General features: G+C 48.8%; 12 protein-coding genes and 1 rRNA gene. All 13 read left to right on the top strand.

Annotated features, from left to right (window positions below; translation table 11 throughout):
• Nucleotides 1-228 precede the first annotated feature (228 nt).
• Complete coding sequence (locus GON05_RS07170) at nt 229-2,772, top strand: U32 family peptidase (protein WP_157318586.1); 2,544 nt, start codon at nt 229-231, stop codon at nt 2,770-2,772.
• Between the two features lie 521 nt (nt 2,773-3,293).
• On the top strand, nt 3,294-4,328 hold the full coding sequence (locus tag GON05_RS07165) for an ABC transporter ATP-binding protein (RefSeq protein ID WP_157318585.1): 1,035 nt from the start codon (nt 3,294-3,296) through the stop codon (nt 4,326-4,328).
• Nucleotides 4,321-5,037 carry an ABC transporter permease subunit gene (locus GON05_RS07160; RefSeq protein WP_157318494.1) on the top strand — a complete coding sequence of 239 codons (717 nt, stop codon included), beginning with the start codon at nt 4,321-4,323 and terminating at the stop codon, nt 5,035-5,037. The genes GON05_RS07165 and GON05_RS07160 overlap by 8 nt, the downstream gene beginning before the upstream one ends.
• Nucleotides 5,038-5,042: 5 nt before the next feature.
• Entirely contained in the window at nt 5,043-6,431 is a 1,389-nt protein-coding gene (locus GON05_RS07155; protein WP_157318493.1) for a GldG family protein, read from the top strand.
• Complete coding sequence (locus GON05_RS07150) at nt 6,428-7,360, top strand: DUF4340 domain-containing protein (protein WP_157318492.1); 933 nt, start codon at nt 6,428-6,430, stop codon at nt 7,358-7,360. Before GON05_RS07155 ends, GON05_RS07150 begins: the two co-directional genes overlap by 4 nt.
• 138 nt (nt 7,361-7,498) lie before the next feature.
• Nucleotides 7,499-7,723, top strand: a complete 225-nt coding sequence (locus GON05_RS07145; protein ID WP_127453252.1) for a hypothetical protein — start codon at nt 7,499-7,501, stop codon at nt 7,721-7,723.
• 27 nt (nt 7,724-7,750) lie between these two features.
• Nucleotides 7,751-8,485: a spore coat protein gene (locus GON05_RS07140; RefSeq protein WP_157318491.1), complete on the top strand. Its 735-nt coding sequence runs from the start codon at nt 7,751-7,753 to the stop codon at nt 8,483-8,485.
• A 169-nt stretch (nt 8,486-8,654) separates the two neighbouring features.
• A complete protein-coding gene (locus tag GON05_RS07135) occupies nt 8,655-9,119 on the top strand; it encodes a DUF6130 family protein (RefSeq protein ID WP_157318490.1) in 465 nt (154 codons plus the stop codon).
• A 180-nt stretch (nt 9,120-9,299) separates the two neighbouring features.
• Entirely contained in the window at nt 9,300-10,001 is a 702-nt protein-coding gene (pcrB, locus tag GON05_RS07130) for a heptaprenylglyceryl phosphate synthase (protein WP_157318489.1), read from the top strand.
• Between the two features lie 4 nt (nt 10,002-10,005).
• A complete protein-coding gene (gene pcrA, locus GON05_RS07125) occupies nt 10,006-12,363 on the top strand; it encodes a DNA helicase PcrA (RefSeq protein WP_157318488.1) in 2,358 nt (785 codons plus the stop codon).
• A 57-nt stretch (nt 12,364-12,420) separates the two neighbouring features.
• Nucleotides 12,421-14,442, top strand: coding sequence for an NAD-dependent DNA ligase LigA (gene ligA, locus GON05_RS07120; RefSeq protein WP_157318487.1), 2,022 nt, complete (start codon nt 12,421-12,423; stop codon nt 14,440-14,442).
• A gap of 29 nt (nt 14,443-14,471) precedes the next feature.
• On the top strand, nt 14,472-15,446 hold the full coding sequence (locus GON05_RS07115) for a DUF1835 domain-containing protein (RefSeq protein ID WP_157318486.1): 975 nt from the start codon (nt 14,472-14,474) through the stop codon (nt 15,444-15,446).
• Nucleotides 15,447-15,665: 219 nt separating this feature from the next.
• Nucleotides 15,666-15,895: ribosomal RNA gene (locus GON05_RS07110) — 16S ribosomal RNA — on the top strand; the annotation flags it as partial.

Here is a 15,895-nt window from a genome sequence, read left to right as displayed (position 1 = left end):
TTACTAAAATGGTCACTATCCTTGACATTATAGCATTCATGGGTAAGTTTGTTAACTTTTAAAGGGTTACCCGGCATGCAGGTAAGGTTTGGGAATTTGCGGAGGCTGTCGGATATTGACTGGGTTTGGAAATGGTTGTGCCCTAGATTCCTACCTATCGTTTCTGTTACACTAAAGAGAAGACTTTGAGGGTCGCTTGAGGATCTATTATTGAAAGGATTTGCTGCCATGCGTACGATACGCAGAGAAGATATAGAATTATTGGCCCCTGCGGGGGATTGGGATTGTTTGAGAGCGGCTGTTGCCAATGGGGCGGATGCCGTGTTTTTTGGTGTGGAGAAATTTAATGCTAGAGCGCGCGCGCATAATTTCACGATGGCTGAACTGCCCGATATTATGTCTTTCCTTCATCTATATGGCGTTAAGGGTTTTCTGACTTTTAACATTCTAGTATTTGAGGAAGAGTTGAGCGAGGCTAAGCAACTGATCGAAGCTTGTGTCGATGCAGGTGTGGATGCGGTTATTGTGCAAGATCTTGGTCTTGTGAAAATGATTCGTGAAATTTCCCCGGATTTCCCGATTCACGGTTCCACGCAGATGACGATTACATCTCCTGAAGCTGTTGAATTTACGAAACCTTTCGATATTGAACGGGTCGTTTTGGGACGCGAAAATAATTTGAAACAAATTAAACAAATCGGGGACCAAGCGAAACTTCCGATGGAAGTGTTCGTGCATGGCGCGCTTTGCGTGTCCTACTCGGGTCAGTGTCTAACCTCTGAAATGTGGGGCGGCCGTTCGGCTAACCGCGGTGAGTGTGCACAAGCCTGCCGCTTGCCTTATGATTTGATGATTGATGGTGTGCAAAAGCCGATGGGTGACGTGGCGTATTTGCTGTCGCCAAAAGATTTGGCGGCTATTGAAATTGTGCCTGAGTTGATCGAAGCGGGCGTGTGCTCCTTCAAAATTGAAGGGCGTTTGAAAACCCCTGAATACGTGGCTAACGTCGTGAGCAAGTACCGCAGCGCAATTGATCGTTATTTTGAAGGCAAAGATGCTCGTCCTTCGAAAGAGGAAGTTCGCGAGCTGCAACAGAGCTTCTCGCGTGGCTTTACCGTTGGTTTCTTGAACGGAACCAACAATAAACAGCTCGTCGACGGTACGTTTCCGAAGAGCCGCGGGGTGTTCGTTGGTCGCGTGAAGCAGATTTTGCGCGATGGTGTGGTTTGTGAGCTTGAAGCGCCGATCAAGCGCGGAGACGGGATTGTATTCGACGCCGGAGATCCGACGAAGAAGGAAGAAGGCGGACGTATCTACGATTTGCGCCGCAAAGGCGAGAAAATCGAAGGCGAAGCCGAGGGTGGCATTATCGAAATCATTGCGGGACGCAATGATGTGGATCTGAGCCGCTTGCATGTGGGGGATCGGATCTGGAAGACGAACGATCCGCATTTGGACAAACGTCTTCGCCAGACGTTCGAGACCGATAAGCCTTACCGCACATTCCCGGTTAGCATCAAGATTACCGGCGCTGAAGGCGAGCCGCTCAAAAGCTGGTGGACCGATGTGCAAGGCGGCCATACCGTCTTCGTACAGTCCGAACTTCCACTTGTTCGTGCAGAGAAAAGACCGATGGATGAGCAGCTGTTCGCTGATCAGTTTGGCCGTCTTGGCGGTACGATCTATGCGCTTAGTGATCTGGATGTTCAGTTGGACGGCGAACTCATCGTGCCTATGCGCGAGCTTAATGCTATGCGCCGCAGCGCGGTAGAGCTCATGGAAGACGAGCGTCAGAAGCCGCGCGCGTACATGAAGCGTGAAATCGGCGTTTATGACGATGTGCCGCAGTCTGCTGCTGAGCGTCAAGCATCTGTGCCTACTCCTGCGTTGTCGTTGGCAGATCGCAGCGGGGTACACCTTACAGCACTTTGCCGTAACCTGGATCAAGTGAAGGCTGTGCTCGAAAAAGACGACGTTCAAATGATTTACGCTGATTTTGAATTTATTAAGCAGTTCCCTGCGGCTGTTGAAGCTGTACATGCGGCCGGGCGCAAAATTGCCTTGGCTACGCCGAGAATTCATATGCCTGGGGAAACGGGCTATTTTAACAATATCTTGAAGCTGAACCCTGATGCCGTGTTGATTCGGAATACAGGTGCCGCTTACTTCTTCTTGAAGCATCAGCTGGAGCATCCGAATGGGCCTAAGCCGCAGCTTATTGGTGATTTCTCTTTGAATATAGCTAACCACAAAACAGCTTCCTTATTCTTGGATGCAGGTTTGTCGAAGGTTACACCGTCTTACGACTTAAACATTCAGCAGATGGTTGATCTGCTTGGCCGCGCTGAAACTTCCAAGCTGGAAGTCGTCATCCATCAACATATGCCGATGTTCCATACGGAGCACTGCGTGTACTGCACGTTCTTGAGCGAAGGCACAGACTTCACGAACTGTGGTCGTCCATGTGAAGATCACCATGTGTCCTTGCAGGACCGGGTGGGGATGTCACATCCCGTTCGCGTCGATGAAGGCTGCCGCAACACGGTTTATAATGCAGTGGATCAATCTGGCGCTGAATATCTGAACCACTTCATGGATTTGGGCATTCGCTCTTTCCGCGTGGAGTTCCTTGAAGAGACGCCGGACAAGGTACATGAGATTCTAAGCTTGTACCGCCGTGCGATTAACGGTGAAATCAGCGGGACGCAAGTGTGGCGTTCACTGAAAGCTACTAATCAGTTGGGCGTAACTCGCGGTCAATTGGTGAAATAAATTATTGAAAAGTAGATCATAAACGCTTGCCGTTTATGGTCTATTTTTTATTTACCCCCGCCTGCCTCCCACGTTGTGTTAGGGGAACTACTGTGAAATCGGCCCCTATATGCGCCGAAGGGGAACTGGGGTCCCTTATTTCTAAGGATTTGGCTGAGTTTCCGCCAGATTCATGGAAATAAAATCCTACGGATCCCCGAAAAGCTCTGGAATCACCCTGAGTACACAAATAGTGCCATCAGGTTCCGCTATTTCGGCATTTTCGCTTGTAACGGGTCTCTTGCGGAAACGAGGTCCTGTAGTTCCCTAGGTACACCCACGACACAGAAGTATTTCATTCTCCGTGTTTAACTTAACTTTTGCTGGTTTAGACTGAAATTAAGGCTTAAACTACATACTTTGTTCACAATTCAGACACAACTTTTTAATGTATTTTTCAGATTTGCTTAAGGTTGGTTTATTGTTCCACGCGTATAGTGATGATGGTTACTATGAACGAAAGAATGAATGGGGGATCTTGGATGCTTGAGGTCAAACAAGTCAGCAAGCTGTACGAAAATGATCGCGGCGTACACAACATCGACTTTTCGATGCAGCGCGGCGAAATCGTCGGCTTTTTAGGGCCTAACGGTGCTGGCAAAACAACGACAATGCGCATGATCACGGGTTACTTGAATCCGACGCACGGTCAAATCCTGGTGGACGGCCACTCCATGGCGGACAATCCGAAGAAAGCGCGCCGCAAAATCGGTTATTTGCCCGAGACACCGCCGCTTTATCCGGAAATGACGGTGCAATCGTACCTGCGCTTTATCGCGAATCTTCGCGATGTACCGGCACGGGAGCAAAAGCTGCGCGTCGGCGAAGCGATCGACAAGCTCGGTCTGCAAGGCCGCGAGAAGCAGATTATTCGCTCGCTATCCAAAGGCTACAAACAGCGCTTGGGCCTCGCGCAAGCGATTCTGCACCAACCGGATCTGCTAATTCTGGACGAGCCTACGTCAGGCCTCGATCCGAAGCAGATCATCGAAATCCGCCAGCTGATTCATGAGCTGGGCGAGAATCACACAGTGCTGCTGAGCACGCACATTTTGCCGGAAATCAACGCGATTTGTAACCGCGTTCTCATTATTAACCAAGGCCGCGTCGTACTCGACGAGCGTCCTGAGCATCTCGGCCGCACGATGGGCGAGACGTTTGAAGTGTCGCTCGAGGTCAAGGGACCTCGCGAGCGGATTTTGACCGAGCTTCGCAGCTTGGACACGGTTGCTGACGTGAAGGAGCTTGATGCTCCAGCTCAGATAGAGGAAACATCCGCAGAGCCTGCGGCTGAAGAAGCTCTGGCCGCCAAGGAGTCCGTGAAGCTGCTCGTCACTTCTGCGGATCGCTCCGACATCCGGGAGGATCTGTTCTTCCGCCTGGCCGGCGCAGGATACCCGATTCTCGAGATGAAGCGCGAAAGCCTCAGCCTGGAGGATATTTTCCTCAAGCTGACGACGGACGAGCCTGCCGAAGCGGACAGCAAATCGGAAGAGGAGGAAGACAACGATGCGTAAAATCTGGGCGATCTGCTCGAAAGAGCTGCAAATGTATTTCTTTTCGCCAGTTGCTTATGTAGCCTTCGCTTTCTATGTGCTGCTGTCCAGTTTCTTCTTCTATATCAATTTTGTAAGCGGTCAGCCGCCGATTATTGATGCGCGTTCCGTAGTAGGCAACACTTCGTTTATCTATCTGTTTATCATCCCGTTATTGACGATGCGTCTGATCGCGGATGAATTCCGTCAAGGCACGGATGAGCTGCTGCTTACATCGCCTGCAGGCATTGGTGAAATTGTGATGGGCAAATATTTGTCCGCTTTCATCGTGCAGGTGGGACTGGTGGCGATTTCCTTGATTTATCCGCTCATCATGTCCGCTTTCGGAGAGATGGATAAGCCTGTGTTATGGCTTTCCTATTTGAGCATGTTCCTGATAGGATGCGCGATGATGGCTATCGGTTTGTTCGCGTCAAGCCTTTCTAATAACCAGATGGTTGCGGGTATCACCGGTTTTGTGATTTTGCTGCTGCTGTGGCTGCTTGATTGGGTGAGCTCCAGCATGACAGGCAAACTGAAGGATTATGTCGGTCAATTTTCATTGACGAGCCATTTGACGAACCTGCAAAAAGGTGTTCTGCATGGCGGAGACATCCTCTTTTATGTCACATTAACAGCGGTATTTCTCGTTCTTAGCATACAAGTTCTTGAAAGAAAGCGTTGGAGGTGAGCGGGATGAACAAGTGGATACGGGGAACGAATGCGACAGTTTTATCCATCGCGGTGATCGGTATTTTCATCATTCTGACCATTTTCCTTCACTCGCTGAAAGGCTTTCAGGTCGATTTGACGAAAAACAAAAATTTCACGCTTTCGGAGCAAACGGTCAACACGCTTAAAAATCTAAATCAAGATATTCATGTCATTGCTTTTACAAATAGCGGCGACAACAATGAATTCGTCACGCGTCAAGTTACGGATATGATCCAGGAGTACAAGAAGCAAAGCAGCAAAATTACGTATGACGAATACGATATGCTGAAACAGCCTTCTATGGCTAAGCAATATGGCGTCGATCAAGGCGGCACGCTCGTTTTTGAAATGGGCACCAAGAAACAAAACGTGAATTTCTACGAGTTGTTCGTGGGTCAGCAGGACGGATCTTACACGTTTTCCGGGGAAGAGAAGTTCACGCAAGCCCTTACGAGCTTAACATCTACGGAGAAACACACGGTGTACATGCTTTCCGGTCATCAAGAGTATCCGCTGACGGCGATGACGATTTTGAGAAGCAGTCTGGAAGCCGCTAATTACACGGTGAAGGATCTCAATCTGTACGTTGAGGGTAAAATACCTGACGATGCGCAGATGCTTATGCTGCTAGGTCCGCAAAATGATTTGAATGACAAAGAAGCTGAACTGATTAAGGCTTATTTGAAGGATAAAGGTAAAATCTACATGGCGCTGGGCTTTGATAAAGATATGGCGACCAAGTGGAAAAATATCGATGCCATCATGAAAACATATGGTATCCAGGATCAGCACGCAATCGCGATTGAGCCAAAACAAACGTCGCTGTACGATCCGTTAACGATCATTCCGGACTACGGTCCTCATGACATTACCAACAAGCTTTCCAGCAATAATCTCGTTACGATGCTGTCGCTTGCAGTGAGCTTGAATGCAGATGAAAGTGCGCCGGATTATACGCAATCGCTGCTTTTGAAAACGACGGACAAAGCTTACGGTGAAACCGACATTAACCTGCTGGCACAATCCAAAACCAAACAGGATGCGACGGATGTCAAAGGCCCGTTGAACTTGGGTTATGCGATTTCGAACAAAGATAATAAGCCTAAAGCTGTTATTCTTGGTGGTTCGACGTTCGTATTGGATCAAGATATTCAGAACCAAGGAAATAAAGATTTTGCAATGAACAGTATCGGTTGGTTGCAGGAACAAAAGGATCAAATTACGATTCGTCCGCGTCAAGGAGATGCCTTCCAGCAAGCGATGATTACGCCTAGCCAGGCGAATACGATTTTCTTAGTCACGATCGTGTTCTTACCGCTCTTGTTCTTAGTCATCGGCGGCTTGATCTGGTGGAGGAGGAGAAGAGGATGAAACGGTTTATTCCTACGATTCTGTTAGTCGTTATTTGTATCGGCGGTTTCTGGTACGCATCGAGCAAAGACTTCTTTCAAGAGAAAAAAGAAGAACCGAAAACCCTTCTCACGCTAAAACAAGAAGACGTGCAGTCCCTTGCGGTGAAAACCGAAGAGCAGCAAATTGATTTGAACCGTACGGACATCGGTTGGGAGATGAAAACGCCGACTGCGGCTCCAATGAATACGAATCAGGTTGATTCGTGGCTGGATGCTATCGGTTTAGTGACTTCGACTAAAGTTGTGGAAGAACAAGCGAGTAATTTAGCCAATTATGGCTTAGATAAGCCAGTTGGTACTTATGAAGTCACGATGAAAGATGGCTCTAAAAAGGGGCTTCTGGTCGGAACTGCTCTTCCAATCGAAGGTTTCTCCTACGTTCAAGTGGAAGGTTCTCCGGTTGTTTACCAAGTCAGTGATCAATCTTTGTCTTCGCTGAACAAGGCTCCGGTTGACTTTGCCGAAACAAGCCCGTTCAAGATCGAGAATGACAAGGTTCAATCGGTGAAGGTTACGTGGAAGGGTCAGACCTGGACACTTGCCAAAACCGATAAGGACAAAGTGGCTGCTGAGGCGAACTGGAAGCTTGGCGATAAGGAGCTGAAAGGCGCGGATGCGAGTCCATTGCTGGATGAGCTGGTCTTTCTGCATAGCGCGGAGCTGCCACAGCCGCTTGCTCAGAAGCCGACGGCAGGCGGCGAGCTCAAAATTGAGCTTGGTTTGTCTGTAGATGGCAAAGATGTTACCGAAGTTTACGAAGGTAAAGTAAGCCAAGACCAAGTCTGGCTGGCTAAGCAGGGTGGGACATGGTCCTTCCAAATTGCAGCGGCAGACATACAGAAATTAACGGATGCTTATGCCGGTAAGCCGGCGCAGCCTGCTTCATAGAAAGAAAGCCCTGACAGCTACATGCTGTTCGGGGCTTTTTTCATTGGACGATCTTTTAGGATTTTTTTACCAAACGACATAAAACGGCAATTTTTGGGAAACCTACAAAGAAGGAATGGAAAGGAGGGTAACATTCACATGTACAACAATCAAGGGAACCAAACCATTACCGGCAAGGAGCTCTCGTACCTATCGGATACGTTGAAGAATGAAGATTTGTTAGCAAAGCTTTGCGTGCACGCTTCTGTTGGCAGCCAAAGTCCATCATTGAAGCAAACCATGTCTCAGCTTTCCCAGGAACGGCTCCAAAGCGTCAGCATCCTCATCAACACGCTGCAGCAGCAATCAGGCTTGACCCACTAACACGTACACAGAGGAGGTGCAAGAAGCATGTATCAACAAAATCCTTACCAACAACAGCAGCAACACCAAGTGCTTTTGCAAGAGCAGGATCTTGCTAATTTAGTTCTATCCGAGTTGAAACGCAGTGCAGGGGAGTACACAACAGCGGTCACAGAGGCTGTGAATCCCCAAATTAAACAGACCTTTCAAACTTTATTGACCAAGACACTTCAATGTCATGCGACATTATTTCAAGAGATTCAAAAGCTCGGATACTACGAGGTACAGCCCGCTGAGCAGCAGCAAATCCAACAGGAGCTGCAGAAACAAAGCCAGACCGCAGCTCAGCTTCAGTCTTTCGTGCACCAGAATTTGAGCCAGGCATCGACGACGATGAGCTACCAACAGCAGGAATCGATGGGGATTTCCCAGCAGCAGCCGCAACAACAGCAACAGTACTCGCAAATTCAGCACCAACCGGCGCAAAGCCAACAGCACAATCCAATCGCGGGCCTGCATCAACATCAGGCGCCAATTCAACCAATCATCAATACGTCCCAATATCCGAACGCTGTGCATAACAATCAAGGGCAAGGTTACGGCCAAACGAGCTATGGCTATTCCCAAAGCTACGGGGCATCATCCGCTTATGGAGCAGCAGAGAATGCTGGCATGGCCGGCAAATCGGCGAATTCAAGCATCGCTTCCTGCCAAACTTCCAATGTTACTGGCGAGAACTCCTACATGAACAAACAGCATGAGGGCAGTAAATATAGCTTTTAATCAAATTAGACGTCCGCAGCGATAAGCTTAGGGCGTCTTTGTTTGTTCTACGTCCCAACTATTTTTTAATTTTGTCCCACTTTTCTCATAATCAAGGTATGGAAGCGGCTTGTCACACATATATAAGGAACAAGGATGTCCAAACTTATGGGAAAAGGGAGTAGAGCTGATGAAAAAAACATGGATTTACGGCGCAGCGACTTTAATGTTACTTGGAGCAGTGACAACTGCATGCGGTTCTAAAGAGGAAGTCATTAGTTCAACCGGAGCAGGCCCTAAGGTAGCGACAACGGTGGCGGGCAGCCAAGCAGAAAGCAGTGTGAAAACGGTGGCTTCAGGCGCCAAACCGGCTATTGATGCGCAAGTTTCTAAAGTGGATGGCAGAAATGTAACGATTACGTACCAGACAACGAATTTCCAACTATCTGCCGATAGTATGGATAAAGCGAATGTACAGGGGCAAGGACATCTGCATCTGTACGTGGACGGCAAGCAGAAAGCGATGATCGGCAAAACAGGTCCGTTAACGCTGAACAATTTAGCTGCTGGTAAACACGAGATTCGCCTTGAACTTCAGCAAAATGACCACAAAGACCTGAATGTCGAGAAAATTCTTAACATTGAAGTGAAATAGGTGGGAACATTTGTGCGTATTCGGGCGGAAAACAAGCTCGGGTGAAGATCGGAACACGCTGCAAGCATATTCTTTGAAAAGACGGGCAAATAGCCCGTCTTTTGTCATTTGACACACCCGAATGGGTAGCATAGACTGTTGATAGTATGGCAGGATTGCCGCCTAATCGGAGGGAAACAATTGATTGTCGATATACGGAAGTGGAATCATGTTTTTAAGCTGGACCCTGATCGTGATATATCCGATGAGGCGCTAGACCTCATTTGTCAGTCGGGAACGGATGCGATAATGGTTGGAGGTTCAACGGGTGTTACGTTTGATAATACCGTAGATCTCATGGCCCGGATTCGCCAGTACGAATTGCCGTGTGTACTTGAAATTTCTAGCCAAGAGGCTATCGTCCCCGGGTTCGATCTCTATTTTATTCCTGTGGTGCTCAATGCGGAAGATCCGAATTGGATCGTCGGGCAGCATCATGAGGCGTTGAAGGAGTATGGTTCCCTGCTCAATTGGGACGAGATTGTAACGGAAGGTTATGTGATTCTCAATAGCGAGGCTGCGGCGGCGAAGCTGACGAAAGCTCGTGCGAACTTGGATGCCAAAGACGTTGCGGCTTACGCGCGAATGGCGGACAAGTTATTTAACATGCCAATTGTATATTTGGAATACAGCGGTGTCTTCGGCGATATGGAGCTGGTGCGGAGGACGCGGCAAGTTCTGGAGAATGCCCGTTTATTTTATGGGGGCGGCATCGACAGCCTGGCCAAAGCGCAGCAAGCGGCGGAAGTGGCAGATACCATTGTCGTAGGCAACATCATCTATAGTGATCTGGAGCAGGCGCTTCAGACAGTGAACGTGAATTTTAATAGAACAGGAAGGTAACTTAATGAACGAGACAGTCAATATCTTAGATGCGATTAAAAGGTTGAATCCCCAGCAGCGCAAAGCGGTTGAAGCGGTTGACGGTCCACTTTTAATTATGGCTGGCGCGGGAAGCGGAAAGACGCGGGTGCTCACGCATAGGATCGCTTACCTGATCGGCACACGCAAAGCGGCGCCATGGAGCATTCTAGCGTTAACCTTTACGAATAAAGCAGCACGTGAGATGCAGGATCGTGTAGGCAAACTGGTTGGCGGGAGCGGGAACGATATCTGGGTTTCCACGTTTCACTCCATGTGTGTGCGTATGCTGCGCAGAGATATTTCGCGAATCGGTTTCACCTCGAATTTTACGATTCTGGATTCAGGCGACCAACTCTCCGTAATCAAAACCTGCTGTAAGGAACTTAACATCGATACGAAGAAGTACGAACCCAAGACGTTTCAAGCGGCGATCTCTACAGCCAAAAATGAACTTATTTCTCCTAAACAATTTGAAGATAAAATCGGTGACTACTTCGACGGACTGACCTCAAAAATTTATACGCTTTACCAAAAAAAGCTGAGAAGCAACAACTCCCTGGATTTCGATGACCTGATTATGGCTACCATTCATTTGTTTAAAGAAGTGCCGGAAGTTCTGGATTACTATCAAAACAAATTTCAATATATTCACGTCGATGAGTATCAAGATACGAATAGGGCGCAGTATATGCTGTGTCAAATGATTGCTGCCAAACATAAGCGCATTTGCGTCGTAGGAGACAGCGACCAGTCCATTTACCGTTGGCGCGGAGCCGACATTACGAATATCCTTAATTTTGAAAATGATTACCCGGATGCCACGTCCATTTTATTAGAGCAAAATTATCGCTCCACCTCGAATATTTTGAACGCGGCGAATAAAGTCATCGCCAACAATACGGGCCGTAAGCCCAAAAATTTGTGGACTGACAAAGAAGGCGGCGCAGGCATCAAGCTGTATCAAGCCGACACGGAACATGAAGAAGGCTATTTCATAACAGGTGAAATTAACAAAAACAAGTCCAAAGGTAAAAAGTTCGCCGATCATGCCATTCTCTACCGGACGAATGCGCAATCACGGGTAATAGAGGAGATTCTTATTAAATCCGACATTCCGTATACGATTGTTGGCGGCGTGAAGTTCTATGATCGTAAAGAGATCAAGGATATTTTGGCTTACTTGCGGCTCATTTCCAATCCCAACGATGATATCAGCTTGAATCGGATCGTCAACGTTCCGAAGCGGGGTATCGGTGGTACCACAATGGATAAAGTTGCGGAGATGGCGGGACGCCGCGGAATTTCGTTATTTGCCATGCTGGAGGAGATTGATGTTCTGGAGATTAATGCCAAAGCGAAGCACGCGTTGGCTGATTTCCGTGAGATGATCGATAATCTGAACCGGATGGTTGAATACTTATCCGTGACGGAGCTTACCGAGAAGGTGCTGGAGCTATCTCAGTACCGTTTGGAAATGCAGCGGGAAAATACGATTGAATCCAAAGCTCGTCTCGAAAATATTGAAGAGTTCCTGTCCGTGACGATGGACTTTGAGAAACGCAACGAGGACAAGTCCCTCATTTCGTTCTTGACCGATTTGGCGCTTATCGCCGATATCGATACCTTAGATAAAGACCAACCTGAGGAAGAACAAGACGCTGTCGTATTAATGACGATGCACAGCGCCAAAGGTCTGGAATTCCCGGTTGTTTTCATCATCGGGATGGAAGAAGGCGTCTTCCCGCACAGTCGGGCTTTTGCCGATAACGAAGAGCTTGAAGAGGAGCGCCGTTTGGCCTATGTTGGCATCACGCGCGCCGAGGAAGAGCTGTTCCTCACGTGCGCGCGCATGCGCACGCTCTTTGGCCGCACCGCCGCTAACGCGCCATCGCGATTCCTGCAGGAGATTCCGCCGGAACTCCTGGAGAAAGTCTCGATGGGAGGTTCCATCGGCGGAGGCTTCTCACGAGGTGGCCGCGCCAGCTCGTGGGGAAGTAGCGGTGGCGGCAGCGCCGCCGCCTCCTCCTCGACGAGCCGCGGTTCCGGCGGCTCGTCTGCCTGGGGCACGCCGTCCTCCTTCGGACGGCCAAGTGCCGGCGCGGCTGCGCCGAGCCCTGCTGCGGCTGTGAAGCCGCCTGCGTTCCGGGCTCCGCAGCCTGCCGCGGGCGGTCCGGTGCCGGACTACAAAGCCGGCGACAAAGTGTCGCATGGCAAGTGGGGCGTCGGCACCGTTGTGTCCGTGAAAGGTTCGGGAGACGACACCGAGCTGCAAATTGCTTTTCCGGCGCCTAATGGACTTAAGCGCCTGCTAGCGAAATTCGCCCCGATTACCAAAGCGTAGGGGCAGGACTTTTCAACCTTGGATTACCCATTTCCCATTAGAGAGGAAGAGCCCGTAATGACAGATGCCATCGCGGCAATGAAAACCCTCATCCAAGAAATTAACAAGCACAATCATAATTATTACACGCTCGATCAACCAACGATTTCGGATGCTGAGTGGGACGCTTTATATGATAGATTAACAGCGCTGGAGAAGGAGACGGGAACCATCCTGCCTTCTTCCCCAACCCAGCGTGTGGGCGCCGATATCCTGAAGGGTTTCGAACCACATCGCCATCTAGCCCGTCTTTGGAGTTTGGACAAAGCGCAAAATGCGGAAGATCTGCAAACCTGGCATACACGTGTTCTTAAATTGATCGCCGACTATAACAGCAAGAACCCGGAAACTCCTTTGCCGGACCCTACCTATGTTGTGGAATTAAAGTTTGATGGGCTTACGCTCAATCTTACCTATGAAGCGGGTCAGCTTAAACAGGCCTCCACGCGTGGAAATGGTACTGTAGGAGAAGGAATTTTAGCACAGATCAAGACGATTAAATCTATCCCGCTCGAGATTCCTTATGATCGAGGGACAATTGAGGTGCAGGGTGAAGGCATGATGTTCCTGTCTGTCCTTGAAGCGTACAATCAGACGGCCGCAGAGCCGCTCAAAAACGCTCGAAATGCAGCCGCAGGAGCACTGCGTAACCTGAATCCCAAAGTAACCGCAGAGCGCAAACTGAACGCTTTCTTCTATAACGTAGGTTATTCGGACAATATTCAATTTGCTAACCATGCGGATATGGTTCAGTTCCTACGGGACAACCATTTCAAAATTAGCAACCGTACACGGTATTTCAATACGATCGAAGAAGTAAGCACAGAGCTTGAGCGGATCGCCGAAGAGCGTTTAGGTTTTGATTTCCTCATCGATGGTAGCGTCGTGAAGCTTACGGATATGCGCACGCGGGAAGTGCTTGGCTATACGGAGAAGTTCCCTCGCTGGGCTATCGCGTACAAGTTTGAAGCCGAAGAAGCAACAACGATCCTGCAAAGTGTATCTTGGGAAGTAGGCCGCACCGGCAAAATTACGCCGTTAGCTCGCGTAGAAGCTGTAGATCTCGCTGGCGTTACCGTACAGAACTGTACGTTGAATAACGTCGGCGACATCGAGCGTAAGAACCTCAAGCACGCCTTAGGCAGCCTTGTCTACATTCGTCGCTCCAATGACGTCATTCCCGAAATTCTCGGTAAAGTGACCGAGGAGAATGACGGCGAGGAAATCATCGCTCCAACGCATTGTCCTTCTTGCGGCAGCGAGCTGGAGATGCGTGGTGCGCATCTGTTCTGCTTGAATCGGCTTGGCTGCAGCCCGCAGCTCGTTGGCCGTATGTCGCATTTTGCTTCGCGCGATGCGATGGACATAGAGTTCTTCAGCGAGATGACGGCTTCGCAGTTGCACCAAGAGCTTGGTGTCAACGATCCTGCGGATCTCTATACGCTGAAGTTCGACGATTTGGTGAAGCTTGACCGGTTCGGGGAGAAGAAGGTCAACAATTTACTGGGCGCTTTGGAGAAAAGTAAATCTCGCGACCTCGCGTCGTTCCTATATGCACTAGGCATTCCCAACTCCGGCAAAACGACAACCAAAGTGCTGGCCGATTATTATCGCAGCCTGCCCAAAATCATGGCGGCAACGCCGGAGGAGCTCATCGCGCTCCCAGACGTGGGTGGTATTGTCGCCGAAAGCATCTACTCATTTTTCCGTGACCCTGTCATGGTCTCCAGTATTGAGCGCATGTTGGCCGCCGGCGTCAACCCGATTGCCGAGGAGCCTGCCGTCGTGCTGGCTAGCCCGGACAATCCGTTTTTTGGCAAAACGGTTGTGCTTACGGGTACGCTTTCCACCATGGGGCGCGACGAATGCGCCAAGAAGCTGGAAGCGCTTGGAGCCAAAATTACCGGCAGTGTTTCTAAGAAAACGGACATCGTTATTGCAGGAGAGAGCGCCGGTAGTAAGTTGACCAAAGCACAGGAGCTTGGCATTCGGATTATTGATGACGAACAGGAGCTTTTGCAGCTGCTGGGTGAAGGTTAATTTAAATTTTTTGAAAAGAGGGTTGCGCCATGCCAGGAAAGCTGCATATTGTGAACGGTGACGCTTTTGGAGATAAACTGCGTAAGTCGAGCATAGATGGTGAAATTCTGGTGTGGCGCGAGTCTCTATATGAAGGACCTATCGGCATGCAAATGTCAGATAGCCTCCTTTTACCCATTAGGGCTTCCTATATGTTTCGAAAGCATGGGATCGCGGAAGATCTGTTTACATCCACCACGCTTCATCAAGAAAAGCAATTGGATATGCTCTCAGATGAGGCAAGCGAAATTATCCTATGGTTTGATCAGGATCTTTTTGACCAGTTGATGCTTTGTTATTTATTAACGCGACTATCTAATCAGCATAGTGGTCAAACGCGATTATCGCTTATCCAATATGATCAAAAGCTCGAACATCAAATTCCTCAACTCTACAGCGAGATGTCGCCAGTAACAGAAGGGCAGCTTAACATTGCTGCTAAGGTGTGGAGTGCCTATTCAGCCTCTGAACCGCTGTCTTTGGCAGTTTTGATGGGGGAGGACTTGTCGGAGCTTCCTTTTCTAAAAAGGGCTCTAGAGGCTAACTTAGGGCGCTATCCCTCTATGCAAAATGGTTTGAGCAGCCTGGAGCAGCTCATTTTAGAGGAAATTGATCGAACGGATGTTTCTCTTTATTCCTTATTTCAATATGTAAGCGAGAATGCCAGTGACTTTGGCTTAGGTGATTTGCAATTCTGGGGTATGTTAGAGCAGCTCCGGTTATGTGATCATCCATTAATCTCTCTTACCGGGGGTGACAGACTTCCTCAATACGGTGAACCCTTACCTGTTCAGTTCGAGAATTGGCGAGTAAGATTAACAGATGCGGGTAAACTAGTTCTCACGGGCAAAGAAGACCATATTGCTTTGAATGGTATCGATGATTGGATCGGTGGTGTTCATTTGCAAGGGAAGCAGCTGATTTGGCGTCTAGATCGTGCTAATTCAGGGTTTTTCAAGCTGTAAGATATTGTATATAAAAAGATGCTTGCAATTCGTTTTGAAACCTGATAGTATATGTTCTTGTCACCGCAAGAGCGACACATTAACGCTTTAAACGGTAACGCAATAAAGCTCTTTGAAAACTGAACAAATAGATGAAGTAAATCAGCAAATTAGTCGAGCAATCGACAAAATGAGATTGTAAAATCTCGCTAGCAAGTCAATGAGCTATTCAGCTTTTCTATTATGGAGAGTTTGATCCTGGCTCAGGACGAACGCTGGCGGCGTGCCTAATACATGCAAGTCGAGCGGAGCACTTCGGTGCTTAGCGGCGGACGGGTGAGTAACACGTAGGCAACCTGCCTATAAGACTGGGATAACTATCGGAAACGATAGCTAAGACCGGATAACTGATTTTCTCGCATGAGAGAATCATGAAACACGGAGCAATCTGTGGCTTATAGATGGGCCTG

Origin of the sequence: Paenibacillus anseongensis, from assembly GCF_009757995.1 — a bacterium.
Lineage (GTDB): Bacteria > Bacillota > Bacilli > Paenibacillales > NBRC-103111 > Paenibacillus_E > Paenibacillus_E chondroitinus.
This window is presented reverse-complemented; position numbering and strand designations above follow the sequence as displayed.

What these genes read in the sequence shown, in the direction of transcription:
- GON05_RS07170 (WP_157318586.1), top strand. Translation starts at nt 229, where the DNA reads ATGCGTACGATACGCAGAGAAGATATAGAATTATTGGCCCCTGCGGGG.
- GON05_RS07165 (WP_157318585.1), top strand. Translation starts at nt 3,294, where the DNA reads ATGCTTGAGGTCAAACAAGTCAGCAAGCTGTACGAAAATGATCGCGGC.
- GON05_RS07160 (WP_157318494.1), top strand. Translation starts at nt 4,321, where the DNA reads ATGCGTAAAATCTGGGCGATCTGCTCGAAAGAGCTGCAAATGTATTTC.
- GON05_RS07155 (WP_157318493.1), top strand. Translation starts at nt 5,043, where the DNA reads ATGAACAAGTGGATACGGGGAACGAATGCGACAGTTTTATCCATCGCG.
- GON05_RS07150 (WP_157318492.1), top strand. Translation starts at nt 6,428, where the DNA reads ATGAAACGGTTTATTCCTACGATTCTGTTAGTCGTTATTTGTATCGGC.
- GON05_RS07145 (WP_127453252.1), top strand. Translation starts at nt 7,499, where the DNA reads ATGTACAACAATCAAGGGAACCAAACCATTACCGGCAAGGAGCTCTCG.
- GON05_RS07140 (WP_157318491.1), top strand. Translation starts at nt 7,751, where the DNA reads ATGTATCAACAAAATCCTTACCAACAACAGCAGCAACACCAAGTGCTT.
- GON05_RS07135 (WP_157318490.1), top strand. Translation starts at nt 8,655, where the DNA reads ATGAAAAAAACATGGATTTACGGCGCAGCGACTTTAATGTTACTTGGA.
- pcrA (WP_157318488.1), top strand. Translation starts at nt 10,006, where the DNA reads ATGAACGAGACAGTCAATATCTTAGATGCGATTAAAAGGTTGAATCCC.
- ligA (WP_157318487.1), top strand. Translation starts at nt 12,421, where the DNA reads ATGACAGATGCCATCGCGGCAATGAAAACCCTCATCCAAGAAATTAAC.
- GON05_RS07115 (WP_157318486.1), top strand. Translation starts at nt 14,472, where the DNA reads ATGCCAGGAAAGCTGCATATTGTGAACGGTGACGCTTTTGGAGATAAA.